The following is a 25,605-nucleotide window of genomic DNA, read 5'->3' as shown; positions in this document are numbered from 1 at the left end:
GAGACGTCAAACCGGGGAACGGAACTGTGAGCGAACCACGCCGGGATCAAGACTCGGCGGAGGCGTCGTCCTCAAACTTGCTCTTCCAGTTTCCGCTCTGCCCGCCGGTCTTCGCACGCAGGTGCACGTTGCCAATGCGGATGTCCTTGGTGACGGACTTGCACATGTCGTAAACGGTGAGGGCGGCCACCGAGACTGCCGTCAGCGCCTCCATCTCCACCCCTGTCGCGCCGAAGGACTTGGTGAAGGCCTGGACGTCGATCGCCTGTTCATTCTCGTTGTACGTAAAGTCGACCTCCACGCCGTTGACGGTGGTGTCGTGACAGAGGGGGATGAGCTTGTCGGTTTGCTTGGCCCCCATGATCCCGGCGATTTGAGCGGTGGTCAAAACATCGCCCTTTTCGATGTCGTGCTCCCGGACGCGCCGAAACGCTTCCTCCCCCAGATGGACTCGTCCGGCGGCGACGGCGGTGCGAGCGGAGTCCGACGTCTGGGAGGCATCCATCATGCGGACGCCCCCGTCGGGATCGGGATGGGTAAGCGTGGAAGGGTCGGCCATGGGTCAATCAGCGGAAGCGAGATGAGTGCGTACGTGTGGAGTGGGGCTTGTGGAATGCGCCGTCCGTTCGAATCGCAAGGGGGCCCGTTGGTTTCAAAATGTAGGCCAGGGAGGTGCTAGCGTGTGTCTGGCCAATCCGGCTGCGCATGCACCGGGAGGCCCCCAAGATACGTCGCCACGACCTTCGTGTCGAGGAGGCGGTCGGCCGGGACCGTCATGAGGTCCTGGGACAATACCACGAAGTCAGCACGGCTGCCTACGGATAGAGATCCGGCGTCGTCCTCCTGAAACGCAGCGTAGGCGGCGCCCTGAGTGTGGGCGTGAAGGGCTGTGCTGCGGGCGAGTCGTTCGCTGGGGTGCCATCCTCCGCTCGGGGCCCCGCTGGCGTCCTGGCGGGTAACGGCGGCGTGGAAAGTTCGAATGGGATCGAGGGGCTCGACCGGGGCGTCGGACCCGAAGGCGAGCGTAGCCCCGGTGTCGCTCAGGCTTCGCCACGCGTAGGCGTCCTCAGTGCGGTCGGCCCCGAGGCGCGCCGGGGCCCAGTCCTGGTCACTCGGCGCAAAAGCCGGCTGCACGGAGGCGATCACGCCGAGGCGGCCAAAGCGAGGACGGTCCTCGGGACTCACAATCTGGGCGTGCTCGATGCGGGGGCGGCGCAGCGGATGGGGGCTCCGTCGGGAAACCGCCTCGTATGCGTCTAGCACCTGTCGGTTGGCCCGGTCACCAATGGCGTGAGTATTGACCTGAAATCCGCATTCGTGGGCCGCCCGCACGTTTTCCCGAAACGCGTCGTCTTCGTGGAGCAGGAAGCCCCGAGTGCCCGGTGCATCGGCGTAGTCCGCACGCAGGGCGGCCCCGCGGCTGCCGAGTGCACCGTCGGCAAAGAACTTGACCGACTCGACGTCCAGGCGTCCCGATGGATGGTGAAGCGGACCCTGTTCACAGAAGTGTTCGAAGGCCTCCCCGCGCCCGTCGATCATGGCGTACAGCCGAAGGGGAAATCGATCCTCTTCGATGAAGTCCTGAACGCGGCGAAGAGTGGAAAGTCCCACGCCGGCATCGTGGAGGCCGGTGACGCCGCGCTGGGCGGTGTGACTAAGGGCAGCCGAGAGGGCGCGCCCCCGTTCTGCTTCGCTGGGGGCTGGGATGTGGTCCTCGACGAGGGCCATCGCAGCGTCGATCAGCACCCCCGTGGGGGCCCCGCTGTCGTCGCGGTGGATGTGTCCTCCGTCCGGGGGACTCATCTTGTGGAGGCGGTCGAGGCCCACAGTGGCCTCCAGGGCGGCTGTGTTGGCCCATGCTGCATGCACGTCCGTGCGCGTGAGCCACACGGGCCGTTCGGGGAACGCGGCATCCAAGATGTCACGAGAGGGGAAGCGAGAGGGCGTCCACTCGGTCTGGTCCCACCCATGTCCGCGTACCCAGACGTCAGGGGAACGCTTGTGCTCGGCGACGAATGCCCGGAGCCGTTCAACGGCGGCGGTGGGGGAGGACACGCCTGTCAGATCGGCGCGCCGAAGGGCCAGTCCCAGCTCCTGAAGATGGGCGTGTGCGTCGATGAATCCCGGCACGATGGTGCGGCCCCCGGCGTCGATGCGTGCGGCCCCCGGAACGGCCGCCGATGCGTCGGACGACGAGCCAACCGCCACGATTTGCCCGTTACGGACGGCTAGGGCCGGGGCCGGACTGGACCCTCCGTCAACCGGATACACGCGAGCGTTCGTGATGAGAAACTTGGAGGGCATCATCTTGAAAAAGTACAATTAAAATTAAAAAGACGGCTGCACAGGGGGCTTTTCAAAGGTAGATGACCGTAGGGAATTTATTCAAAACTATGGTATTATAGTAGATTGCCAAGTATAAGCTGCTCTTCTCCGTCCTCCTTCCCTGTGTCCTCCTTGGATCCTCCGGCGCTGGGGCCTCGGCGGGCACGATCCAGCTGCGGCGTTGGGATTTCGTGGATCTGAATGGCACGAAGGACTAGGCGATGGCCAAGCGGGCCCTCGCGCTGCTCCGGTGTCCAGGCCACCATGGGGCACGCGGTGCGCCAGAATCGTCCAGGCGCCTACGATGAGTTCGCGACGTCCGTCAATGATCAGACGAATACGCCCCAGACGCCCCGTGGTCTGCTCGAGTCCGTCCCCGATCCGGACGACGCCATTCTGCGGGCGGCGGTCGAATCCACCGAGTCTATTGTGCAGCGCTTCTTCACGACGTCCATGTCATTCGGCACCTCCTAGCCCGGAGCCCAGGAGATGCACGAGGTGGCGACGAGCTGGATGGGGAAACGGGTCAGCACCGGCGAGTCCGCAAACCTCCAATCTGTCCCTCGACCGGTGAGCTCCTACTGCTGCCCGGAGCCCGGGGCATGTTACTCGTCGGCCCGTTGCTCTACCCAGAGCGTCACCGGGCCGTCGTTCGTGAGGTGGACATCCATCAGCGCGCCAAACTTGCCCGTGGGGACCTCCCGGCCGAGATGTTCTTCGAGCCGCCGGACGAAGTGTTCGTAGAGCCGGTCGGCCCGGTCGGGCGGGGCGGCCTCGGCAAATGAGGGGCGGTTGCCCGCGCTCGTGTCGCCGTAGAGCGTGAATTGGGGCACTACGAGTGCGTCGCCGCCAGTGTCGAGGAGCGACTCGTCCATCTTGCCGTCGTCGTCGGGGAAAACACGAAGCTGTGCGCACTTCCGGGCACACCACTCGCTCTCGGTGTGGGTGTCGTCTTCGTGGACGCCGAGGAGGACAAGGAGGCCGTCATCGATCGCCCCCACGACTTCGTTGTCGACTTCGACGGCGGCATCGGAGACGCGTTGAACGAGTGCAACCATACGGACGGAGACATACGCATTCGAGGGACTGTCGACAGAAGGGGGGCACCGGTTCGTCTCGGGCGTCTAGCGCGAGAGGAAGGTGCGGAGGGCATCGAGGGCCTCTCGGCGGTGGCTAATCTTGTTTTTGGTCGCCGTTGGCATTTCCGCGAATGTCTGGTCGTAGCCGTCCGGGTGGAAGAGCGGATCGTACCCGAAGCCCCCGTCGCCGCGCGGGGCAGGTACAATAGTGCCCTCACAGCGGCCTTCGAAGGTGTGGGAGGTCCCGTTGGCATCGATGAGGGCTACCACGGTACGAAACTGAGCGCGTCGGTCGTCCACCCCGTCCATGACTGTCAACAGTTTCTGTTTGTTGTCTTCGGGGGTGGCGTCGGCCCCGGCGAACCGGGCGGTATGAACCCCGGGGGCTCCGTCGAGTGCCGCCACCTCCAGTCCCGTATCGTCGGCGAGGGCGGCGTGGCCGGTGTTGTCGTGGTACGCCCGGGCCTTCTTTCGGGCATTGCCGTCGAGGGAGCCAGCGTCTTCGGTCACGGTGAGTGACGCGCCGAGTTCACTGGCCGGGAGGAGCGTCTGATTGAGGTCGCCGAGCAGGGCGCGAAGCTCGTCGACCTTGCCGGGGTTTCCGGTCGCGAGCACCAACGGAGAGAGGGTTGTCATGAGGGCAACGGAGTGGAGGAGAGGCGTAAAGGCGCAGAAAAGAAACATGCCTCTCACATTCGCGTTTCTGCTTTGCATTTTAAGCACTATCCATTCTACTTCAAAACCAAACTCCCTACGGAGGGATCTACCTTGGCTGTTGGTGTAAAAGTACGGAACAACGAAGACATTGATCGTGCGCTCAAGCGCTTCCGGCGTCAGGTGAACCGGAGCCGTGTGCTGCAGGAGTATCGGCAGAACATGACGTACATGAAGCCCTCGGAGGAGAAGCGGCTTGAAGAGAAGCGGTCGCGCCGACGGCGTCACCGCCAGCGGAAACGTGGTGACAATCGGAAACGCAAGTAGAGCGCCCTACATTTGGTCGCGGACGTCGACGAAACGACGTCCGGCATCGTTGTTGGGGACGGGCCCGAGCGGGTCCGTCCCTTTTTCTGTGCCGCTTTCTTTGCCACCCCCCAACACACAAAAGAAAAGCCCCACCGTGCTGGGTGGGGCCTGTGCGGAAACCGAGTCAAGAAGAGAGGAGCGTTAGAGGGCGAGGGCGTCTTCGACCAGCTGCTCCTGTTCCCGGTCGTGTACCTTGGCTGAGCCGGTGGCGGGACTGGCACTGGCGGAGCGCCCCACGTACTGAAGGCGCTGCTCGCAGGGCCCGTGAATCTCCTCCAGGAGGGTCTCGAAGCGTGGAGACGCAAACGACCAGGCGCCCATGTTCTGAGGCTCCTCCTGCACCCATACGGTCTCGTCGGCCCCGGCGTAGCGCTCCAGTTCCGCCCGCAGATCCGACGCGGGAAAGGGATAGAACTGCTCCAGACGCGTAATGGCAATCTCGTCGCGGCGGTCGTGGTCCTCCAGCGCCGTCACAAGGTCGTAGTACACCTTGCCGCTGCAGAGAATGTGCCGTGTGGTGTCCGTGGCCTTCGTCGCAGCCGGGATGACCTCCTGCACGCCCCCGTTCATGAGCTCGTCGGGAGTAGAGACGCACTTTGGATGCCGCAGCAGGCTCTTGGGCGTCATGATGATGAGCGGCTTCTTGACGTCGCGCTTCACCTGTCGGCGCAGGGCGTGGAAGTAGTTGGCCGGCGTGGAGAAGTTGGCGACGATCATGTTCTGCTCCGCACAGAGCTGCAGGAAGCGCTCCAGGCGGGCCGAAGAGTGCTCAGGGCCCTGGCCTTCGTAGGCGTGGGGCAGCAGAGCCACGAGGCCAGAGGTCTGTCCCCACTTCTCCTCGGCGGCACTCACGAACTGGTCCCACACGATCTCTGCCCCGTTCGCGAAGTCGCCAAACTGAGCCTCCCAGCAGGTCAGGGCATCCTTGTCCACCACCGAGTAGCCGTATTCGAACCCGGCCACCGCGTACTCCGAGAGGAGACTGTCGTAGATGAGAAGCCGCTCCTGGTCGTCCGACAGGTTGTTGAGCGGCGTGTACTCGTCGCCGGTCTCCTGATCAATGAGCACGGCGTGCCGCTGGCTAAACGTTGCGCGACGCGAGTCTTGTCCGCTCAGTCGAACGCGCGTGCCCTCCTGCAGCAGTGAGCCGAACGCCAGCGCCTCGGAGAAGGCCCAGTCGATGCGCTCCTGATCGTGGAAGAGGTCGTCGCGCTTCCCAAACAGCCGTTTGAGCTTCCGGTGGACGTTGAAATCGTCTGGAAAGTCGGTGAGAACCTCCACAACCCGCTCCAGGTGCTCGCGTTGCGCCGTGGTATCGACCTCGGGGAGTCGATCGTCGGCCGTGCGCTGAACCCGTTCCTGCAAGGCCGCCTCGGCGTCTTTCTCCTCCAGGTCCTTGGTGCGGTCGAAGGCCTCCTGGAGCCGGCCTCGGTAGTCGTCGAGCATCTGCTCCGCCTCGTCCGGTTCGATCTCGCCACGGCGGAGCAGCATCTCGGTGTAGAGCTTGCGTGGGGAGCGCTTCGCCTCAATCTTCTCGTAGAGCAGCGGCTGCGTAAAGGTCGGTTCGTCGCCCTCGTTGTGTCCGTGGACGCGGTAGCACATCATGTCGATGACCACGTCCTTGTTGAAGCGCTGACGGTACTCGAACGCCAGCTGCGCGATGCGGACGCAGGTTTCGGGGTCGTCCCCGTTGACGTGGAAGATGGGCGCCTCGATGGCACGGGCCAGGTCCGTGGCGTAGGTTGAACTGCGAGCGTCGCCCGGAGGGGTGGTGAAGCCGATCTGGTTGTTGATGACCAGGTGGACGGTGCCGCCGGTCGTGTAGCCGCGCAGCTTGCTGAGGTTCAGGGTCTCCGCCACCACGCCCTGCCCGGCGAAGCCGGCGTCCCCGTGAATCAGGAGGGGCATTACGGCGTCGTGGTAGTCGTCCTCTGTCGCCTCGGGGTGTTCGTCGCGCAACAGGTTCTGCTTGGCGCGGGACATGCCCTCCACGACCGGGTTGACGGCCTCCAGGTGGCTGGGGTTCGAGGCGAGCGTCACGGCAATCTCGTTGCCGTCGGGCGAGGTGACATGGCCCTCGGCGCCCAGGTGGTACTTCACGTCGCCGGAGCCCTGGGTCGTGTTCGGGTCGATGTTGCCCTCAAATTTGGAGAAGATTTCCTCGTAGGGCTTGCCGATAATGTTGGCCAGTACGTTGAGGCGGCCCCGGTGGGCCATGCCCATTACCACGTCCTCCACGCCCGCGTCGGCGGCGTCGGAGAGGAGGGTGTCGATGAGGGGAATCATGGTCTCCGACCCCTCCAGGGAGAAGCGCTTGTGGCCGACGTACTTGGTGTGCAGAAAGCGCTCGAACGCCTCCGCTGCGTTGAGCTTCTGCACAATCCGGTGCCGATCGTCCTCGGACGGCGGCCCGGCATCCCGCATCGGCTCGATTCGGTTCTGGATCCACGTCTTCTCCTCCGGATCGGAGATGTGCATGAAGGCCGTCCCGACCTCGCTGGTGTAGGACTTCCGAAGGATGGACAGGATCTTGCGGAGGGGCAGCTTCTCCTCGCCCCCGAGGCCGCCAGTGATGAACGCCCGGTCCAGGTCCCAGACCGTGAGGCCGTAGGTGGCGGGGTCGAGCTCCTCGTGGTACTGCCACTCGTAGCCGAGCGGGTTGATGTCGGCCTGCAGGTGACCACGGACCCGGTAGGCCCGAATCAGCTGAAGCACCGCCGCCTGCTTCTCCGTCATGTCGAGCTCGTCCTGGGGCCGAGCCCGCCCGAGCTGTGGTGTCGAGTCGGTGGCCATCTGGAAGGGCTGATAGGGCACGCTCAGATCGGAAAAGATCCGCTGATAGAAGTCGTGCGTGCCCATCAGGAGCTCCTCGATGTGGTTCAGGAAGGCCCCGCTGGTGGCGCCCTGGACGACGCGGTGATCGTAGGTGGAGGTCAGTGTCATGACCGGAGAGACTCCGGCCTTGCTCGCCACCTCGGGGGCGTACCCGCGGTATTCCGGCGGGAAGTCGATCGCCCCGGCCCCCACGATGACCCCCTGGCCGGGCATCAGGCGTGCCACGCTCATCGACGTGCCGATCATGCCCGGGTTGGTGAGGGTGGCCGTGGTGCCCTGAAAGTCGGACAGGTTGAGGTCGCCGTCCAGCGCGCGGCCGACGACATTGTTGTAGGTCCCGAGGAATTCAGCGAAGCTGAGGCTGCCCGCATCCTTGAGGTTGGGCACCAGCAGGGTGCGCTCGCCCCGTCGCTCCACGTCCACGGCAAGCCCAAGGTTGATCTGATCGGGCTTGACGTGCTCCGGCGTGCCGTCCTCGCTCCGGCGGAAAGTGGTGTTCAGGTCCGGGTACTTCTTCATTGCCTGCACCATCGCGTAGGCGATGATGTGGGTGTACGAGATTTTCTCGCCGCCGACCTGCTTCTGATAGTCGTTTAGGAGCGTGCGATTCTCATCCAGCAGCTTGACCGGGATCGTACGGGCGGAGGTGGCCGTCGGGACGCCGAGACTGTCCTCCATGTTCTCGACGACCTTGGCCGACGGACCGGTCATGGCCGTCACGTCGGCCTTGTTCTCGTCGACCGCAGGGGCCGAGGCGGGGCGGAGGGGCTCCACGACGCCGTCCTCGGCCGCTGGGGGAGTTGGAGACGCCCCGGGCGGTTCCTCGCGGGCCTCCGGCTCCGTCGGCTGTTCGGGGGGCGTGGTGGCCTCCCCGTCGCCGGCGGTCGTCTGTGTAACCGGAATGAAGGACGCGTCCGGGTCGTAGTCCGCGAAGAACTCGCGCCAGCTCTCGCTCACGCTGTCGGGGTCGTCCTGGTACTGTTTGTACAGTTCTTCGATGTAGCCCGTGTTGAATCCGAGGCTGCTCACGGTGGAAAGATCAGTTGATCGCAAGAGAAACGTGGCTCCCCGCCTGGAGCGACTACCATGTACGACGCATTCCCGACGAGGATTCGCGGGGGAATGGGTCGGCGGAGGCGGCCCTACAGCCACCCCTGCTCCACATACCAACGAAGCGTGCGAGACACCCCGTCCCCGAGGGCGACCGACGGGGCGTAGTCGAAGTCACGGGTGGCCTTCTCACTGGAACAGGCCGTACAGGCATGCCGAATTTCGCGGGTTTTGTCGCGGTTGAGCGGCGGATGGGTGCCGGTCAGTGTGCCCCAGGCCTCCGCCGCCGCGCCGACGGCGCCCAGTAGCGGGCCGGGCACTGGCACGGTCACGGCCCATGTGTCTAAGGCCGTGGTGGCGGCCTGTTTGACCTCGTTCCAGGCATACGGCCGTGGGCTGCCGAGGAAGTACGTCTCCCCGGCTGCATCCGGGTGCCGGACGGCGTCGACCATGCCGACGGCAAGGTCCCGTGCGTGAACGAGGCTCAGTGTCCGGGCGGAGCCCCCGCCCACCACGGGGCACACGTGCCGCGTCACGGCCCGAAAGAAATCAAGAATGTCCCGGTCGCGCGGGCCATAGACGGCAGGGGGGCGAACGACGGTCAGCGGCAACGACTCCGCGTACGATTCAGGCGTGGTCTCGGGCCGTTCACGGAGGGCCTGCTCCATCTGTGCTTTGCTGCGTCCGTACATGCTGACTGGCCGGAGTGGGGCCTCCTCCGTGGCCACATCGTGCTCGCACCGCCCCACGGCGGCCAGGCTGCTCGTCACCAGTACCCGGTCGAGGGCCGGCGCGGCGTGCCGGACGGCGCCCAGGAGGTTGAGCGTCGCCTGTACGTTTGCCTCGTAAAACTCCTCTTCCGTCGGGGCCCGTGTCCGACCCGCCACGTGGTACACCTCGTCCACGCCCTCGAGCGCGTCCCAAAGCACCTCCACGTCCGACAGGTCGCCCCGCACGGTCGTCACGTCCAGGCCCGAGAGCCACTTCGGATCGGTCCGTACGAGGCAGCGGACCTCCTCCATGCCGCGGCGCAAAAGCTCCTCCACGAGGTGACTGCCGACGAAGCCGGTGCCGCCGGTGACAAACGCCGTGCGCTTTGCGTACGAGGCCATCTGCTGAGAAAGGCGAGGCTGGAAGAGCGAAAAAACAAACAAGAGCAAGACGGAGGCGGGGGCGCCAGGTTCAGGGCTTCCGGGGCACACGTAGGGGAAACCCACGCCCCCCCATGAGCCCACTGACTGCTCCGCACCCCGTCCGATGCGCAGGGCTGCGGGGGTCACCTTGTCGGACCCGCCGCGGCCTGCGTGGCTGTTCCCCGCGTCCTGAGGGCGGGCACAGTCAATGAGCTCCGAGTGGGACTGTGGCTCGGTCGTGGAACCCAGGGGCGTCAGTCGGTCTCCGCGGCGCGGGTCCCGGAGACATCGTCCGTGATAAACTTGTACCCGATGCCGTACACCGTCTTCACGTACGTGGGGGCCCCCGGGGTGGGCTCGATCTTCTTGCGCAGCGACGCCACGTGCCGGTCAATGGTGCGGGTGGTAATGTTGCCGCTAATCCCCCACACGTCGCGGAGCAGCTGTTCGCGACTCACTGTGCGGCCGCGGTGGGTGATGAAGTACGTCAGGATGTCGAACTCCAGGTCCGTCAGTCCGATCTTCTCATTCCCCCTCGTGACCGTTTCCGCGGGAAAGCGGACCGTCACGTCGCCGAACGTGAACACGTCGCCGGTGTCGGGAAGGGCCGACCTGCTTCGGGCAAGAACCGCCTCGACGCGGGCCATAAGCTCCTGGGCGTCGAAGGGCTTGGTCACGTAGTCGTCCGCCCCGAGGTCGAACCCCTTCAGCTTATGCCTCTGTTGGTCCTTGACCGTGAGCACAATCACAGGCGAGTCGACCCCGGCCTGGCGGGCCTCGCGCAACACCTCAAATCCGGTCTTCTTGGGCAGCTTCACGTCCAGCAGCACAAGGTCGTAGGGGGGAAGGGTCGTCATTGCTTGGAGCGTCTCTTCGCCCTCCGTCGCGCGGTGGACTTGGTAGTCGTTCTGGGCAAAGAATGCCTCCAGGCTGCTTCCCAGGTCCGGGTCGTCCTCGGCAATCAGAAGTTGAGTCTCAGCGGGCCTTGTCATCATGCCGCCGGGCAAAGCCATGACTGCACCTCCGGTTCGCAGACAGTGCGAAAAAGGCAAATCGATGCCGCATGAATCTCCCTACTGGCGCTTGAAGGGCAGGATTCGTGGGGACGCATCCCCAAGAGGAGAAGCGCCGAACGGCCCACGGAATCGTACGTACATGTGCCTACACAGCAAACGCTGAACAAGCGCCCCGACGCATGGATGCATCGCCGCTCTTCGATCCCGAGTATCTTCCCATCATCGTCGGAACTTTGCTCGGATTTGCCCTACTGGCTGCCCTGCTTCTCGTACCGATTTCGCGGTTCCTCGACCGGGAAGAAGAGGCCGCGAGGGAGTGGACCCCGGAGGCCGTCGACGAACGGGTGCGCGAGCACAGGTCCTCCCCGACGAGCGGAACGGAGGCTGTAGATGAGGCCCGTTCCGCCGAACGAGAGGAGGCAGCTCCTCACCCGCCTGCGTCCTAGTGGGGCACACGGTCGTCCGCTACTCCGCGACGCTGTCGGGCGGGGCAACCTGGACCATGGGACGGAGGGTCGCAAGCGTCTCCGGGCCGATGCCGCCGACGCGCCGCAGCTCAGCGACGCGCTGGAACGGGCGTTGGGTCGACCGATACGTCACGATCCGTTCCGACAACGCGGGGCCGATGCCTGGCAGGGCCTCCAGCGCCTCCGAGGAGGCTGTGTTCACATTGATTGGGTGCTCTGCGGAGGGCGGCGGCGGTCCCGACGTTGCCGAGGAGGCCCCGGTTGTGTCTGTCGGGGGCTTGGCGACGAGCGAGTCGGCGGCCACTGGGGGGACCTGTTGGTTCTGGAGGTGACGCACCGTCAGGCCAAGTAGAAACAGTACGGCGAGGGTGAGAATTGCTAAGCCCTCTTGACGAGTAATGGAGAGCCGTTGCTGCAGTCGGTAAAGCCAAATCATGGCGACGGGCCTGTGAAGGCATCCATCACAACGCGAGCCCTATTTCTGTAGAAAGAGACACATACAGAGCCAGAATTTAACGTCTTCCGGCTTCGGGACGGCGGGACCGTTCGTCTGGACGTCCCGGCCCGACTCTCCGCAGTTTGGGACGCCTCGCGCGGGCTTCGTTGCCCTTGACCCTGTTGGCATCTCGTGATCATGGCGCAGCGCTCAATTGTCCGTACGAAGGCCGTCGTCCTGCGGAGCATCGACTACGGCGAAACGAGTCAGATCGTGACCCTCTTCACGCAGAAGAAGGGCAAGATTGGCGTTATGGCGAAGGGGGCTCGGCGTCCCAAAAGCTCGTTCGGGGCGACCCTGCAGCCGATGGCGTACACGCAGGTGGTGTTCTACTACAAACCTGCCCGCACCCTGCAGACCCTCAGTGAGAGCAGTCACGTCCAGTCCTTCCACCGTCTTCGTGGGAGCCTCCCAACCATCACCGTCGGGCTGCGCATCGTCGAGCTGGTCGATGCGCTGATGGAGAAAGAAGACCCCCAGCCCGCGGCGTTTGGACTGATGGTTCGGGCCCTGCACCGCCTGAACCACTCGGAGGTGCGGGTGGGCAACCTCTGGCCGTTCGTGCAGCTTCAATTGGCTCAGATGTTGGGGGTGGCCCCCGCTGTCGAGCGAGCGCGGGTAGAAGCGGTGACGGGGGAGGAGGGGCTGCTGTCCCTGGCGGACGGCGGCGTCTATCCGACCGACGCGACGCCCGAACGGCCGACGCGAGCGTCTCGGTCTGCCCTCCGGGCCTATGCCGTGTGCGCCCGGGCCGACCTCGATACGGTGATGCGGCTGGACATGGCCCCGGCGGTTCGGCGGGAGGTGAATGCCCTCGTGCGCGACTTTCTACGGTACCAGTTTGACGACGCCTACCCGGATCGGAGCCGTTCGGTCATCGCGCAGATTGAGAGAGCGGGGGCGCCCGGCTCTGGGCAGTCACATTCCTAGTCAATAGCCCCGAACCGTGGCACGCACCTCTATTTCCTGGTGGCGAAATTCACGCCGATTGCCCCATGTGCCCGTGGGACAGGATCCCATTTGACTGGATAGAGAGGCCTGTGCACGCGTCCGATGAGTACGGATTGCCGTCGGTCCCCGAGTCCAGGATCGGTACGCGACTCCTCTGCCCCCCCGGCTTGGGGACTTGACCTTGTCCGATGTGCTCGATACCCTACTGTGTGGAACATGTGGTCTTCCCTGTTCCTTGCCGAAAGCTCTGGCATCGGATTCACCAGCTGAGTGTCACTGCTTTCCCGCCATGGGCCGGAAAAAGCTCACCGCCAAGCAGCATGAATTCCTGCAGTTCCTGATTGATCACACCCGGGACACAGGCGTCTGGCCAACCTACCGGGAGATCATTGATCACTTCGGGTACAGTTCGCCCAACAGCGTCACTCAGAATCTGAAGGCGCTCCACCGAAAGGGGCACCTCACGCGGGACGATCAGGGCTATCACCTCGCGAAGCGGTACCAGGAGCAGGAAGAACCCGGCATTCCAGTGAAGGGCATCATTTCGGCGGGAATGCTTCAGGAGGCCGTGGAGGCCGATCTTGGGACGATCACGCTCGACACGCTCTTTCCGAACCTCGACCAAATTTTTGCCATCCGAGTGTCGGGGCAGTCCATGCGGGGGGCAAACATCCACGATGGCGACTACGTGCTGCTCATCGATGAGGACATTCCGGAAGGCGGCATCGGTGCAGTGCTGTACGACGGGGAGACCTCTCTCAAACGCGTGCACCACGACGACGAGGGCCTTCGTCTAGAGCCCTGCAATCCGGAATACGAGGACATCCACATCCAGCCCGACGTGTTCGAGGAAGTTACTATTCTCGGGCGCTACGTGGGTCACATCAACGACGATGGCATTCACAAAAAAAGCAACCAAGGGGTTCCGGCTGTCCGCTAGTCCCCTGTAAAGACATCTGTACACCTCCGATCGTTCTGGTCTCACGCCTTTGCTTCCATGAGTGATCTTCCGAATTGGAGAGATAATCTGCGTCGCGAGGGGGGGCATTGGGATGACGGCCGCTGGTACGACATTCATCTTGAGCGCCAGCTTCCGCAGGCCGTTCCGATGCTCGAAGAACTGGCGATGGCCCTCCCGCCCCTGCCACCCGGGGCCACGGTCTGCGACCTTGCGTGTGGCACCGGCAACGCGGCCGCCACAGTGTTCGACGCCTACCCGCAGGTGGAACTCGTACTGCTCGACGAAGACCCCGATCTGCTTTCCATCGCGCACGAGAAGGTGGGACAGCTCACCCGCAATGCCGAGCCCCTTCAGGTGGCGGTGCCCTCCGACGGGGCACCGCTCCCGGGTGGGCCGTACGACCTTGTCGTGGCCTCCTTGGCCCTACACGCAATTGTAGGGCATGAGGTGGATCCGGCGGAGGCGGAGTCGCGCTACGAGCTTCTCTTTCGGAGCGTTCTCGAACCTCTGCGTCCCGGTGGACACTGCCTCATCGGGGATCACGTTGGTACCCTTCCGCTCTACTCGCAGCTCAAGGCCATGGAGCGCGCTGGGTTTACGGAGGTGGATTGTGCCTGGCGTCAGGACGACTTCTTCGTGGCGGGCGGCCGGAAGAGTCCTTGAGCCGGGGACTGCCCTGGGGCGGCAGGCACTGCGAGGGAGGAGAAGATGTAGGTCCGTCGTCCCCAGACAGATGGGTGTGAGGAGAAGAGAGGGCCCTGCACAAGGGAGCCGGCTCGTCCAGGGACATCCCCACCCCTCGCAACCTCTCTGCGGTGAAGACCCTACGCCGCCGTAGACGCGACCATGTCGTCACCCACTGCCTGTCCCGCGTCGACGGCCCACCCGTCAGTGTGCGACGGCAGTGCGGAACGAAAGGGAGGAGGGACCTGCACTGCCCGAGGGGTGAACGCCCCCTACGTGTCTGCCGTAGAAGGCCGCCTTACTTCCGTTCGTTTCGGATCCGCTCGTATGTTTTGTCCAGGTCCACGACGGGCTTCGGGTAGTCCGCCCCCAGAACGCAGCCGTAGCGCTTCTGCTGCTCGTGGCTCATGCGGTGGGGGGTGTGCACGAACGTGTCGGGCACGTCCTCCAGTTCTGGCAGCCAGTAGCGAACGTACTCGCCGTTCTCGTCGTAGCGCTTGGCCTGCTTCACGATGTTGAAGTAACGGGCCCTCGGGTCGTTGCCCACGCGGGAGTTGTAGGCCCAGTTGCCCCAGTTGGAGCCGACGTCGTAGTCCACGAGGCGCGACTCAAAGTAGGCCGCTCCCATGCGCCAGTCCAGCTTCAGGCTCTGTGAGAGCATGCTGGCGACGTTCTGGCGGCCCCGGTTGGACATGTAGCCGGTTCGGTTCAGCTCCCGCATGTTGGCGTCGACGAACGGGATGCCGGTGGTGCCGGCGGCCCACCGTTCGAACGACTTGTCGTAGTAGCGCCAGTCGATGTCGTTGCCGTTGATGCCGCCGGGACGGAAGAGACGGTCGCCGGCCTCCCACGTGACGTAGCTGAAGAAATCGCGCCAGATCAGCTCAAATTTCATCCAGTACGTCGACTTGTTGTCGACCCGCCGGTCCTCGTAGCGCTCCACCTCTTCGTGGATTTGTCGGGGGGTGATGCAGCCGTGCGCGAGCCAAGCGCTGAACTTCGCGGAGTAGTTCGCGCCGAGCAGGCCGTTGCGTGTGGTCTTGTATTTCTTCAGAAAATCTCCGCGCCAGATGTACTCGTCGATGCGGTCGTGTCCTCGGGTCTCACCGCCCCGGAAGGGAAGCACGCCCCGCTCATCGACGGTCCCGTCGTCCTCGAAGCCGAGCTCGTTGAGTGTGGGAATCGTCCCCGGATCGATGTCTTCGGGCAGAGGGAGAAGCGAGTCCGGGGCGTCTAGAGGGGGGCGGACCGTGCTTTTCTTCTCGACGGCCTTCCGAAAGTTGGTGTACACCTTCGGAATGTCGTCGGGGCCGTCGAAGGGAACGTCGTCGATGTGGTAGAGGGTCTTCCCCCAGAAAAAGCCGGGCGTGGCATCGGTGTCGCGGAGCGCGTCCTCCACGGCCGTTTCCACGTTTTCCTCCTCGCCCCCGACTTCCTGAAACTGAAGCACCTCGTTGGCGCCGGTCTGCCGCACGAGCTCCGGCAGGATGTCTTCGGGACGTCCTCGGCGGACCACGAGGTTTGTCCCGAGGTTTTGATACGAGTCTCGAAGGTCCTGTACGCTTTCGCGGAGGAAGCGGGCCCGGATGGCACTCATCTTCGGCAGGTCGAACATGGTCGTGCCGAAGTGGCGTGGGTCGAAGCAGTAGACCGGAAGGACTTGGTCGTAGTGGTCGGCCGCGTAGCGGAGGGGGGCGTGGTCACGCACGCGGAGGTCGTTCCGAATCCAGACGAGGGCGGTCGAAAGCACGGTGATGGGGCGATGCAATGGCGAATTCTGACTGCTCGGGCGTCGGAAGCAGGGGCCCTCCGGTCGGTCTGTGCGCTACTCCTCTTTCGCCCAGGGGATGCGGTCGCGGTCCTTGTTGCGGCGGCAGCGCTCGCTGCAGTACTTCACGTTTTCCCAATCGTCCTCCCACTTCTTGCGCCACTCAAACTCACGGTTGCACACCGGACACGTCTTCGTCGGGAGATTTTGGTGACTCATGGTATAGGGACGCTTATTACAAGAGGCAGCGTTCGGCGATACGGTCAGGGTGAGGGGACGTGCCAGCAGGATTGGTCTTCTTACACGCTCGTCAAGACCGCCGGACTTCGCACGGTTCTCACGACAATTCGGCCGGCAAGGAGGCTCAGTCGCGCACCGGGAAGGAACAGACTCGAAAAAGGGACCGTAGTCAAACGTGTCTTATCAAGCAGACCAGCAACGCCTTCTGCTGCGCTGGTCATTTTTCCGTCTGGGGCCATAGCTCAGTTGGTAGAGCGCTGGAATCGCACTCCAGAGGTCCTGGGTTCGAATCCCAGTGGCTCCACTCTCCCGGCGAATTGGGTCCACAATGCCAACCCCCGCTCTTGCCCTTCGGCAGGAGCGGGGGTTGGTAGTGAAACGGGGAAGAGCCTTATTCCTGTAGGTGATCGGGAGTCTCTTCCGGAATGGTCCAAAGGTACAGCACGTCCCCGTCCACGTTGGCCGTCGAGTCGGGCGCCCAGCCGTCCATGTCGAAGCTATGGGAGACGACGCGCGTCCCTGGGGCGAGCTGCTCAAAAAGCATGGGCCGGAGCTTGAGGTTCACCTCCGGGAAGAGGTACATCGTCACGACGGTCGCGTCGCTGAAGTTTGCCTCGAAAAGATCCTGCCGCCGAAACTCCACGAGGTCCTGGACGCCGGCGAGCTTCGCGCGTTTGCGGGCCCGTTGGACGAGGTCCGGCTTAATTTCAATCCCCACGCCGCGAGCACTGTACTGTTTGGCGGCCGTGATGGGAATGCGCCCGTCGCCGCTTCCGAGGTCGTACACCGTGTCCGCCCTGGAGACGCCAGCGAGCTCCAGCATGCCCTCGACGGTTTCCTCCGGGCTCACCACGAAGGGCACGTCCGCCCCGACCGTGGAGTCTACGATCGAAGGGGGGGCGGACGTCGGCGTCGCCGAGGTGTCCGGCCCGCCGGTCGGGGGCTGTTCCTCATCCTGTGCGCAGCCGGAGAGGGGAAGCAGCCCGCCTCCGAGGAGGCCAATCGCGAGGAGCGGAAGGAGCAGTCGGCGAGAGGAACGCATGGGGGAGGTCGGGTGCGTGAGACGCCGGGGACGAAGGACCTACGCTTGTCGCGGCCGCAGGGTAGAGTCGGGGAGCCAGGACCAGTCCGGCAGCTTCGACCGCACGGTACGGGCCGTGAGTTCGAGACTGACGTACGCTGTGGGGATCAGGACGAGGGTAACCAGGGTGGAGGCAATGAGGCCCCCGATCACCACCCGGGCGAGCGCGGCCTGAATCTCGGCCCCGGCCCCGATCCCCAGGGCGAGCGGCACCAGGCCGAGCACAGTGGTCAGCGTGGTCATCAGGATGGGGCGCAGGCGCAAGCGTCCAGCCTCGGCCACCGCCGGCATCAGGTCCATCTCGTGCTCGCGCCGCATCAGATTGATGTAGTCGACCAGTACGATGGCATTGTTCACCACGATGCCGATCAGCATCACGAGTCCCATTACGCTCTGAATGTTCACCGTGGTGCCGGTGAGCACGAGGGTTGGCAGCACCCCGATGAGCACCAGGGGCACGCTGAACATGACGACAAACGGGTCGAGGAAGCGCTCGAACTGGCCGGCCATCACCATGTAGATGAGCACCAGGGCCATGATGATTGCGATCAGAAAGTCCGTTTGTGCCTTCTGCTGCTCACGGTACTCGCCCCCAAAGGTGATGGAGAAGCCCCCCGGCAGATTGAGGTCGGCCAAGTCGCTTCGGGCGCGCTCCACGACTTCCCCGAGCACCGCGTCGCTGTTGAGGGTGGCCGAGATGTAGGTGACACGCTGGCCACTGATGCGCTGGATCTCCGTAGGGCCCCGTCCCCGGTCCGTGTCGACGAGGGTGGAAAGGGGCACGGACTCGCCGTTGGGCGTCTGGATCGACACGTTGTCCAGGTCCTCCACCGACAACCGGTCCTCGGGCCGCAGGCGGACGGTAATGGGGAATTGCTCGCCGCCGGCGCGATAGGAGGCGGCCCGGCTTCCGCCCACGTTCGTCTGAACGGCCGCGGCCACCTCCTGTGTCGACAGCCCCAGGGAGGAAATCTTGTCGCGGAGGAAGCGAATGTTCTGCTCGGGGCGCCCCTCGCGCCGTCCCGTCCGGGCCGAGGCGACGCCGTCAACGTCTTCGAGCCGAGACTGAATGCGTTTGGAAAGGGACCGGGCACGGTCCAGGTCGTACCCGCGGAGCTCCACCTGCAGGGCCTCGTTGCCCCCGCCGGTGCTAAAGACACGTCGCAGGATCCAGAGGCCCGACTGGGCGCCGACCCGAATGTCGGCGCCGGGGACCGTTCCGAGCACTTCGGACCGGATGCTGTCGGCCAGCGCGAAGGTGTTGACGGACCGCTCACCGGACGGTTTGAGCCGGATTTCGACCTCTGCCCCCCACGGCTGCACCTGCTTGGCGAAGTTTTCCATGTCCTCCTCCGGGAGCATCGGCTTCACGTTCTGCTCCAGCTCGTCGAGGTATTCCATCACGACGGCGATGTTGGTCCCCTGGGCCATGTCCAGGTCGATGTCGATCTCGTTGGCGTCGGTTTGGGGCGCCAACTCAACCGACACCATGGGCCACAGCGCCACGGCCCCGCCAAGCAGCAGTGCCGTGGCCCCAAACACGAGCCAGCGACGACCGAGAAGGGATTCGATGAGGGATGAGTATCGATTTTCCAGGCGGGCGAACGCACGCTGAAACCACGACTTCGATGCATCCTGGTCGAGGGTCTGGTCGCCGGCATCCACCGTTAGGAAGCGACTCGCCATCATGGGCACGAGCGTAAGCGCCACGAGCAGCGAGCACACGAGGGCAAACACCACCACCAGGGCCAGTGACTGAAAAAGGGCCGCGGTGGTGGTTCGCGCGAAGACGAGTGGGAGGAAGATGACCGAGGTCGTGAGTGTGGACGCCACGATGGCGCCCGCCACCTCACGGGTGCCGATGGACGCCGCCTCCTTGAGCGATCGTCCCTTCTCCTCCCGTTGGCGAATGATGTTTTCTAACACCACGATTGCGTTGTCGACGATCAGGCCCACCCCCAAGGCCAGCCCCCCAAACGTCATCTGGTTCAGCGTCAGGTCGTTGAAGAACAGCAGGGCGAACGTCGCGATGATCGAGATGGGAATCGACAACGCGATGATGAACGTCGTCGATCCGTTCCGGAGAAACAGGTACAGCACCAAGATGGCCAGGAGCGAGCCCCAGAGGGCCGAGTTCTGGACGTTGTTGATCGACTTCCGGATGAACTGACTCTGGTCGCTTACGACCGTCAGGTTCACATCGGAGCGCGCCTCATTGACACGGTCCACCTCCGTGCGGATGTTGTCCGCGACGGTGACGGTGTTGGCCCCGCTCTGCTTCTGGATCTCAAGGCGAACGACTGGGATGCCGTTCAACTCCGCCACGCGGCCCAGGTCTTCGTAGCCGTCCACCACCTCGGCCACGTCCTCCACGCGGATGGGGGTTTGCTCGGCGGTCGCGACGACGGTGCGCCGGATCTCGTCGAGTGACTCGTACTCCCCCTGCGTCCGAACGTAGAGGTCATTCAGCCCCTCTTTCACGTTGCCCCCTGGAAGCGCCACGTTGGACGACGAGATGGCCTGCTGCACCTGCGCGGCCGACAGGCTGTAGGACTTCAGCCGATCACGATCGATGTTGACGCGGATCTGCCGGTAAATGCCGCCCTGGATGTTGAGGGTGCCCACCCCTGGAATTTTCTCAAACTGCTTTCCCAAGTTGCGCTCCATCAGCCGCGTGAGCGACTCCATGTCGCGGCTCGACTCCACCGCGATGGTCACGATCTCCTGGCTGTTGGGGTCGAACTTCCAGATGCCGGGCGGTTCGGCCTCCACCGGCAGGTCGTCCCGGATGCGGTCGAGGGCGGCCCGCACGTCGTTGGCCGCCGCGTTCAGGTCGGTGCCCTGCGCAAACTCGAGGTTGATCCGGCTCGACCCCTCCTCGGAGCTGGAGGTAATCCGCTCCACGTTGGGGACGCTCGAGACCGCGTTCGAGACCGGGTCGGTGATGATGGTCTCGACCTCCTCCGGCCCCACGTTCGGGTAGTTGGTGTAGACCGTTACGCGGGGATACTCGATCTCCGGCAGGAGATCGACCGGCAGGTAGTAAAAGCTGACACTACCGACCACGATGATGGCCAAAAACGTCATCGCCGTCGCGACCGGGCGTCGAATAGAAACGTCGTAGAGCGACATGAGCGGGGGCGATCAAACAAGGGAGGAGTGACGAGGGGCAGCGGGGGCTAGCGGCGCTGGCTCGTTGTCATGTCCAGGGCCGTGGTGTCTGTGGGGGCGTCTTGGCTGGACACGGAGGAGCGCGCCGAGTCGTCCGACGCTGAGTCGTCCCCAAATCGCTGCTTGGCGAGGCGCTGCTGGCGCTCGAGCACCCGATTGAGAAGGTCGGTGTCTTGCAGGCGCTGCAGGGCTAGCAGGCGGGACCAGGGCAGGGGGCGCACGCGGGCATCCACTCGCTCGCCGGTGTCGTTTGCGAGCAGGTTCTGCCCCACCGCCACGACCCAGTCGCCGGGGGCCACGCCGTTGATCCCGGCCGTCTGTTGTCCCTCCGCGAGGACCTCCACCTCACGGAAGGTCGTGGGGGTCGGGGGCGTGAGCGGCGGTGGATTGTCTTCGTCGAACTCATCGGGCATGTCCACCGGAATTTCCGTCCCCAGCGTGGGGGCCACGAACACGCCGCGGGCATCGGAGGCCGGGTCTTGGTACAGGGCGCTGAGGGGGACGATGGTGGCCCGCTCGCTCTCGCCATAGGCCACGTCGACCTCCACAAACATGCCGGGGTTGAGAAGGCGGCTTTCGTTGGGCACTTCAATCACGGCTTCGGCGCTGTACGACGCCTCGTTGAGAAACGGCGACATGCGAGTAACCGATGCCGTGAGGACGGTGTCCTGGCGCGGCACGTGGATGCGCGCCGTCTGTCCGGGACGAACGCGGCCAAACATTCGGTCGGTGACCTCGACGCGTACCTCCACGGAATCGAGGTTGCCCATCGTGTACAGGCGCGTGTCAGGCCCCACCCGCTGCCCGACTTCCACGTTGCGCTGGCCCACCTGCCCGCTCACGGGAGCGCGCACGACGGTCCGCCGGAGGGCCGTCCGCTGTTCCTGAAGGGTTGCCTCGGCCTGCTCGACCTGGGCCTGGGCCTGCTCGTAGGTCGCTTTGGCCTGCTCGACCTGGGCCCGCAGCGATTCGAGCTGCTGTTGGCTCTCAAAGTCCTGGTCGGCGAGGCGCTCGGTGCGCTTCAGCTGAGAGCGAAGCTCGCGGAGGCCGGCCTGGGCCCCTTGGGCCTCGGCCTTGGCGTTGCGGAGGGCGGCCTTGGATTGTCGGACCTGCTGCTGGTACGTCTCGCGGCGGAGCCGAACGAGCGGCTCTCCCGCCTCCACGTAGTCGCCCGTCTGGGCCTCCACCGCGACGACCGGCTCACTCAACTCCGAGTAGATGGCGACTTGGTTGCGCGCCCGCACCGTGCCGCTCATCCGTTCCTGCAACGGGAGGGTTCCGCCGCGGGCCTGCACCGCCTCCACCGAGGGCGGCGAGCTGTTTCCCTGGTCCCGCGAGCGTTGCGAGTCCCCGTCCGAAGACGAACTGCAGCCGCTCAGGAGAAGAAGAAACGTGAGACCGACGAAAGCCAACCGGGCCATGAGTGGGGGCAGAGGAACTGAGAAGGGGAGGCAGAAATAGTATCGAACCGATGACCACGATGTCCCCCGACGCCGGGGGCGAAACGACAATGCGTCTCCGCAGGGCCATTTTCTGCGGGTCAGAGGGCGTGTTCACTACGCCGTTCGTTGCAGGTTTCTGGGCCGGCGATCAATTGCATGCGCGAGGGGCCCAACGACACTTCGACGCCGCGGAATCGGCGGGCGGTTCTTCCCTGAAGGGGCACTCGGAAGGAGGCCGGAATGAGGTCTTCGCACTGCGGACTGCACACCATGACTCTGCACACCATGACTGATGTGTACTACACCCTTGACGCGTCGGGCCGGGCGGTGCACACAGTCGACGGGTCCCGCTTCCTGGCGGAGGCCGTCGCGGTGGCGACCCAGACGGCGGCCGAAGAGGCGATTTCTGCCGTCCGCACGCGGGAGCACAAGGCCACCCACCACTGTTGGGCCTACCGGGTGGGGGTGGCCGGCGACACGTTCCGGTACAATGACGATGGGGAGCCGAGCGGGACTGCGGGCCCGCCCATTCTTCGTCGAATGAACGCGCAGGATCTCACAAATACGCTCGTCGTCGTAACGCGCTACTTCGGCGGCACGGAGTTGGGGGCCGGAGGCTTGACACGAGCATACGGCACCGCCGCGGCCGCGGCGCTGGAGCGGGCGGATCGTGTCGAGCGGGTCGTACGGACGCCGGTTCGGGTCCGGTACGCGTACGACGATACGGCCCCTGCGGAACAGGTGCTTCGGCACTTCGATGCGGACGTGCAGGACAGCGAATACACGGACGTAACGACCCTTACGGTGGGCGTCCGTAAATCCCAGGTGGACACGTTCGCCAAGGCATTTCGGGACGCGCTATCGGGGCGTGGCGAACTGAGCCGGATGGGCCAGGACGAGGCAGACGTGGGGGGGTAAGGCGGAACAGACCGAGACGTACACCGTCGCGGCCCGCTTCCGTTCAGCCTGTGCCGTCGGTCACTTGAATTGCTCCATCGCGGCCACGGCCAACTCATCGGCCATGATGTTGAGCTCATCGTCGGCGTGGCCCTTCACCCACACCCAGTCGACCTCGTGCCGATCCGCCTCGTCGAGGAGGGCCTTCCAAAGGTCCTGGTTTTTGACGTCGTTGTTCGAAGAGGTCTGCCAGTTGTTCTCCTGCCAGCTGTCGAGCCACCCTTCGTTGAACGCCTTCGAGAGGTACTTGCTATCGGTGTGAAGGGCGACCCGGCTCGGTGCGTCGAGGGCCTGCAGGGCCTTCAGGGCGGCCATCAGCTCCATGCGATTGTTGGTGGTGTGGGGCGCGCCGCCGGTGAGCGGATCGGTGGCGTCGTCGTCGGAAAGGAGGACGGCGGCCCAGCCGCCGGGGCCAGGATTTCCGCTGCAGGCACCGTCGGTGTAAATGGTAATGTCATTCATAAGGCCAGAAAATTAGGAGAGAAAAGGAGGATGTTGTCAAACGTACGCGGCCCGGTGGGACAGGTCCAGGATTGCGCCAAAAAAGCCCAGTGAAAACCTTGGGCCCTGTGCGAACGTACGACCGTTCCATATAACCCTAGTCCAAAACCAGTCCAGGAGTCACACCTCCGGAGCCCAGCATGAAGTTTCTCGACCAAGTTGACCTCAGGGTGAGCAGCGGCGACGGGGGCAAGGGCGTCGTGGCGTGGCGCAGGGAAAAATACGTGCCGAAGGGAGGTCCTGCGGGGGGCGACGGGGGAAACGGGGGCTCGGTGTATGTTGAGGCCGACGAGAACCTCTACACGCTGATGGACCTAAGCCACAGTACGCAGGTCTTTGCGGGGGATGGCGAGCCGGGGGGACGCCGTGAGCAGACGGGTGCCTCGGGGGACGACAAGGTGATCCGGGTGCCGCCGGGAACGGTCGTAAAAGACCAGCACACAGAAACGCTCGTCGGCGAGGTCGTAGAGCCGGGACAGCGCATCTGCGTGGCCGAAGGGGGAGAGGGGGGGCGGGGCAATGCCTTTTTCAAGTCGAGCACGAACCAGGCCCCTCGCGAGTCCCAGCCGGGAGAGCCCGGGGAGGAGCACGAGCTGACCTTTGAGCTGAAGCTGATGGCGGACGTGGGCCTCGTGGGGTTCCCGAACGCGGGGAAGAGCACGCTCGTATCGTCCGTGTCGGCCGCGGAGCCGGAGGTGGCGGACTATCCGTTCACAACGCTCACGCCCCAGCTGGGGATGGTCTACGTAAGCGAGTACGAGACCTTCGTGATGGCCGACATTCCGGGCATTATTGAAGATGCGCACGAAGGAAAGGGGCTGGGGCTCCAGTTCCTCCGACACATCGAGCGCACGTCGGTCCTGTTGTTCGTCATCCCCATTACGTCGCAGGACCTGGGCGAAGAGTACGAGGCACTCCTCCACGAACTTGAGTCCCACGAGGCCCGTCTGCTCGACAAGCCCCGTGCCGTGGCGCTGTCGAAGGTCGACATCCTGGCCCCCGACGAGCGGGAGCTTCTGCCCGAGGTGGTGGCCGATGAGTTTCCGGAGGACGTGCCCCTCCTCCCGATTAGTGCGGTGGCCGACGTGGGCCTCGACCAACTCAAGTACACTCTCTTCGACACCGTCACCTCCACGCGATCGGCGGATACAATCGAAGCATGAGACTCCCTCTTCCGGACGACGACGACCCGCCGGGCCGAGACCGGGCCAGTGACCAGCGGGCCCTGATTGGCCTCTCGCTGGTGTCGGGGGTGGGGCCACAGCGCCTCCGAGCCCTCCTGGCCGCATTTGAGACCCCGAGCGCGATTTTTCGGGCGTCGCGCTCGACCCTGACGCAGGTGGACGGGGTGGGCGAACAGACCGCCGAGGCGATCCTCACCTTCGACGACCGAGCGTCGGTGCGGCACGAGATGGAGCGGGCCGATGACCTGGGGGCCTCCCTCGTCTCGCCCTGGGACGAGCGCTTTCCCAATCGCCTCCGTGAAATCTACGACCCGCCCGCGTTCTTATGGATGCGAGGCACGCTGCCCGAGAGCGACCGCCCGATGGTGACGGTCGTGGGCACCCGCCGCTGCACGGACTACGGCCGGACCCAGGCACATCACTTCGGGGCTGAGCTGGCCCGTCGCGGCTTTACGGTCGTGAGCGGGCTGGCCTATGGCATCGATGCGGCCGCCCACAAGGGGGCCCTCGACGCCGGGGGGCGCACAATCGCCGTCCTTGGATCGGGGATCGGCCGCATCTATCCGCAGAAGCATACGGCCCTTGCGGAGCGGATTGCCGAGAGCGGGGCGGTGCTGTCCGAGTATGGACTTGACGCGGAGCCCGACGCGCCTCATTTTCCGGAACGAAACCGCATCGTGAGTGGGCTCGCCCTCGGCACACTGGTCGTGGAGTCGCACGCGGAGGGCGGGGCCCTCATCACGGCTCGCCTCGCGGTGGAGCAGAACCGCGAGGTCTTTGCCGTGCCCGGTGCCATCACAAAGAACTCCAGCCGGGGGACCAACCGGCTTATTCAGCGAGGGCATGCCAAGCTGGTGCTGGAGGTGGAAGACATGCTGGAGGAGCTTCCGGCGGTGACGGTAAAAGAGCCCGGCGACGTGGATGCGGACACCGTCACCGCCGGTTCAGGCCCCGATCCCAGCGGCCTGTCGGGCGACGCATCGGTGCTGTACGATGCTCTTTCGGCCACGCCCGTTCACGTCGATGAGCTTTGTGAGGAGACGGGCCTCGACCCGTCCACGGCCCTGCCCACCCTTCTCAAGCTGGAGTTCAACGGCCTCGTGCGTCAGCTCGCAGGCAAGCAGTTTCGGCGCTCCTGAATCTGCCCGCCCTGCGCTCTGGTGTCCGCCCACAGCCCTGGGGCCTGCTCGCGACCGTGGGCGAGCCCGCCCCCACGAGAACATCATCGGCCGACGCGATGG

Annotated in this window: 23 protein-coding genes and 1 tRNA gene; 10 read left to right on the top strand and 14 right to left on the bottom strand. The window is 64.7% G+C overall.

Annotated elements, in window-relative coordinates; translation table 11 throughout:
• Positions 1–46: 46 nt before the first annotated feature.
• Complete coding sequence (gene moaC, locus B7R93_RS14270) at positions 47–559, bottom strand: cyclic pyranopterin monophosphate synthase MoaC (protein ID WP_103021393.1); 513 nt, start codon at positions 557–559, stop codon at positions 47–49.
• 116 nt (positions 560–675) lie between these two features.
• Positions 676–2,307: an amidohydrolase gene (locus B7R93_RS14265; protein ID WP_103021577.1), complete on the bottom strand. Its 1,632-nt coding sequence runs from the start codon at positions 2,305–2,307 to the stop codon at positions 676–678.
• 282 nt (positions 2,308–2,589) lie between these two features.
• Here B7R93_RS14265 and B7R93_RS14255 point away from each other — a divergent pair, with 282 nt between their 5' ends.
• Positions 2,590–2,799: a hypothetical protein gene (locus tag B7R93_RS14255; protein WP_103021391.1), complete on the top strand. Its 210-nt coding sequence runs from the start codon at positions 2,590–2,592 to the stop codon at positions 2,797–2,799.
• A 131-nt stretch (positions 2,800–2,930) separates the two neighbouring features.
• Here B7R93_RS14255 and dtd read toward each other — a convergent pair whose 3' ends face one another.
• A complete protein-coding gene (dtd, locus tag B7R93_RS14250; RefSeq protein ID WP_103021390.1) occupies positions 2,931–3,383 on the bottom strand; it encodes a D-aminoacyl-tRNA deacylase in 453 nt (150 codons plus the stop codon).
• A gap of 66 nt (positions 3,384–3,449) precedes the next feature.
• Positions 3,450–4,088: an RdgB/HAM1 family non-canonical purine NTP pyrophosphatase gene (gene rdgB / locus B7R93_RS14245; protein ID WP_232798478.1), complete on the bottom strand. Its 639-nt coding sequence runs from the start codon at positions 4,086–4,088 to the stop codon at positions 3,450–3,452.
• A gap of 84 nt (positions 4,089–4,172) precedes the next feature.
• Here rdgB and rpsU point away from each other — a divergent pair, with 84 nt between their 5' ends.
• Entirely contained in the window at positions 4,173–4,385 is a 213-nt protein-coding gene (rpsU, locus tag B7R93_RS14240) for a 30S ribosomal protein S21 (RefSeq protein ID WP_013061703.1), read from the top strand.
• A gap of 183 nt (positions 4,386–4,568) precedes the next feature.
• Here rpsU and B7R93_RS14235 read toward each other — a convergent pair whose 3' ends face one another.
• The 3 genes from B7R93_RS14235 to B7R93_RS14225 form a co-directional block, all read right to left on the bottom strand.
• A complete protein-coding gene (locus tag B7R93_RS14235) occupies positions 4,569–8,291 on the bottom strand; it encodes a multifunctional oxoglutarate decarboxylase/oxoglutarate dehydrogenase thiamine pyrophosphate-binding subunit/dihydrolipoyllysine-residue succinyltransferase subunit (RefSeq protein WP_103021389.1) in 3,723 nt (1,240 codons plus the stop codon).
• 113 nt (positions 8,292–8,404) lie between these two features.
• Positions 8,405–9,424 (bottom strand): NAD-dependent epimerase/dehydratase family protein, encoded by a 1,020-nt coding sequence (locus B7R93_RS14230; RefSeq protein WP_103021575.1) that lies wholly within the window; start codon positions 9,422–9,424, stop codon positions 8,405–8,407.
• Positions 9,425–9,699: 275 nt separating this feature from the next.
• On the bottom strand, positions 9,700–10,458 hold the full coding sequence (locus B7R93_RS14225; RefSeq protein WP_232798477.1) for a response regulator transcription factor: 759 nt from the start codon (positions 10,456–10,458) through the stop codon (positions 9,700–9,702).
• A gap of 182 nt (positions 10,459–10,640) precedes the next feature.
• Between B7R93_RS14225 and B7R93_RS14220 the strand changes: the two genes are divergently transcribed.
• Positions 10,641–10,907 carry a hypothetical protein gene (locus B7R93_RS14220; protein ID WP_103021387.1) on the top strand — a complete coding sequence of 89 codons (267 nt, stop codon included), beginning with the start codon at positions 10,641–10,643 and terminating at the stop codon, positions 10,905–10,907.
• 19 nt (positions 10,908–10,926) lie between these two features.
• Here B7R93_RS14220 and B7R93_RS14215 read toward each other — a convergent pair whose 3' ends face one another.
• Positions 10,927–11,364, bottom strand: a complete 438-nt coding sequence (locus B7R93_RS14215; protein ID WP_103021386.1) for a ComEA family DNA-binding protein — start codon at positions 11,362–11,364, stop codon at positions 10,927–10,929.
• Positions 11,365–11,562: 198 nt separating this feature from the next.
• Between B7R93_RS14215 and recO the strand changes: the two genes are divergently transcribed.
• The 3 genes from recO to B7R93_RS14200 all read left to right on the top strand — a co-directional run bounded on the left by recO (position 11,563) and on the right by B7R93_RS14200 (position 13,999).
• Positions 11,563–12,354, top strand: a complete 792-nt coding sequence (gene recO, locus B7R93_RS14210; protein ID WP_103021385.1) for a DNA repair protein RecO — start codon at positions 11,563–11,565, stop codon at positions 12,352–12,354.
• Between the two features lie 310 nt (positions 12,355–12,664).
• A complete protein-coding gene (gene lexA, locus B7R93_RS14205; RefSeq protein ID WP_103021384.1) occupies positions 12,665–13,315 on the top strand; it encodes a transcriptional repressor LexA in 651 nt (216 codons plus the stop codon).
• Positions 13,316–13,372: 57 nt separating this feature from the next.
• Positions 13,373–13,999 carry a class I SAM-dependent methyltransferase gene (locus tag B7R93_RS14200; protein WP_103021383.1) on the top strand — a complete coding sequence of 209 codons (627 nt, stop codon included), beginning with the start codon at positions 13,373–13,375 and terminating at the stop codon, positions 13,997–13,999.
• 319 nt (positions 14,000–14,318) lie between these two features.
• Here B7R93_RS14200 and B7R93_RS14195 read toward each other — a convergent pair whose 3' ends face one another.
• Positions 14,319–15,770, bottom strand: a complete 1,452-nt coding sequence (locus B7R93_RS14195) for a DASH family cryptochrome (RefSeq protein WP_103021574.1) — start codon at positions 15,768–15,770, stop codon at positions 14,319–14,321.
• Between the two features lie 75 nt (positions 15,771–15,845).
• Positions 15,846–16,007 carry a DUF2256 domain-containing protein gene (locus B7R93_RS14190; RefSeq protein ID WP_103021382.1) on the bottom strand — a complete coding sequence of 54 codons (162 nt, stop codon included), beginning with the start codon at positions 16,005–16,007 and terminating at the stop codon, positions 15,846–15,848.
• 252 nt (positions 16,008–16,259) lie between these two features.
• Between B7R93_RS14190 and B7R93_RS14185 the strand changes: the two genes are divergently transcribed.
• Positions 16,260–16,332: transfer RNA gene (locus B7R93_RS14185), tRNA-Ala, on the top strand.
• Between the two features lie 87 nt (positions 16,333–16,419).
• On the opposite strand, the gene B7R93_RS14180 is transcribed toward B7R93_RS14185, so the two are convergent.
• The 3 genes from B7R93_RS14180 to B7R93_RS14170 are packed head-to-tail and all read right to left on the bottom strand — an operon-like array spanning position 16,420 to position 21,701.
• Positions 16,420–17,070 carry an SAM-dependent methyltransferase gene (locus tag B7R93_RS14180; RefSeq protein WP_103021381.1) on the bottom strand — a complete coding sequence of 217 codons (651 nt, stop codon included), beginning with the start codon at positions 17,068–17,070 and terminating at the stop codon, positions 16,420–16,422.
• Between the two features lie 39 nt (positions 17,071–17,109).
• Positions 17,110–20,241 (bottom strand): efflux RND transporter permease subunit, encoded by a 3,132-nt coding sequence (locus B7R93_RS14175; protein WP_103021380.1) that lies wholly within the window; start codon positions 20,239–20,241, stop codon positions 17,110–17,112.
• A 47-nt stretch (positions 20,242–20,288) separates the two neighbouring features.
• On the bottom strand, positions 20,289–21,701 hold the full coding sequence (locus B7R93_RS14170) for an efflux RND transporter periplasmic adaptor subunit (RefSeq protein ID WP_103021379.1): 1,413 nt from the start codon (positions 21,699–21,701) through the stop codon (positions 20,289–20,291).
• A gap of 306 nt (positions 21,702–22,007) precedes the next feature.
• Here B7R93_RS14170 and B7R93_RS14165 point away from each other — a divergent pair, with 306 nt between their 5' ends.
• Complete coding sequence (locus B7R93_RS14165) at positions 22,008–22,640, top strand: IMPACT family protein (RefSeq protein ID WP_103021573.1); 633 nt, start codon at positions 22,008–22,010, stop codon at positions 22,638–22,640.
• A 60-nt stretch (positions 22,641–22,700) separates the two neighbouring features.
• On the opposite strand, the gene rnhA is transcribed toward B7R93_RS14165, so the two are convergent.
• Positions 22,701–23,141 carry a ribonuclease HI gene (gene rnhA, locus B7R93_RS14160; RefSeq protein ID WP_232798476.1) on the bottom strand — a complete coding sequence of 147 codons (441 nt, stop codon included), beginning with the start codon at positions 23,139–23,141 and terminating at the stop codon, positions 22,701–22,703.
• A gap of 179 nt (positions 23,142–23,320) precedes the next feature.
• Between rnhA and obgE the strand changes: the two genes are divergently transcribed.
• Positions 23,321–24,343, top strand: a complete 1,023-nt coding sequence (gene obgE / locus B7R93_RS14155) for a GTPase ObgE (RefSeq protein ID WP_103021378.1) — start codon at positions 23,321–23,323, stop codon at positions 24,341–24,343.
• Positions 24,340–25,503 carry a DNA-processing protein DprA gene (gene dprA, locus B7R93_RS14150; protein WP_103021377.1) on the top strand — a complete coding sequence of 388 codons (1,164 nt, stop codon included), beginning with the start codon at positions 24,340–24,342 and terminating at the stop codon, positions 25,501–25,503. Before obgE ends, dprA begins: the two co-directional genes overlap by 4 nt.
• Positions 25,504–25,605 lie beyond the last annotated feature (102 nt).

Source organism: Salinibacter altiplanensis, assembly GCF_002894645.1.
Classification (GTDB): Bacteria; Bacteroidota; Rhodothermia; order Rhodothermales; family Salinibacteraceae; genus Salinibacter; species Salinibacter altiplanensis.
Note: the sequence above shows the minus strand (reverse complement) of the source record. Positions and strands in the feature narration are given on the sequence as shown.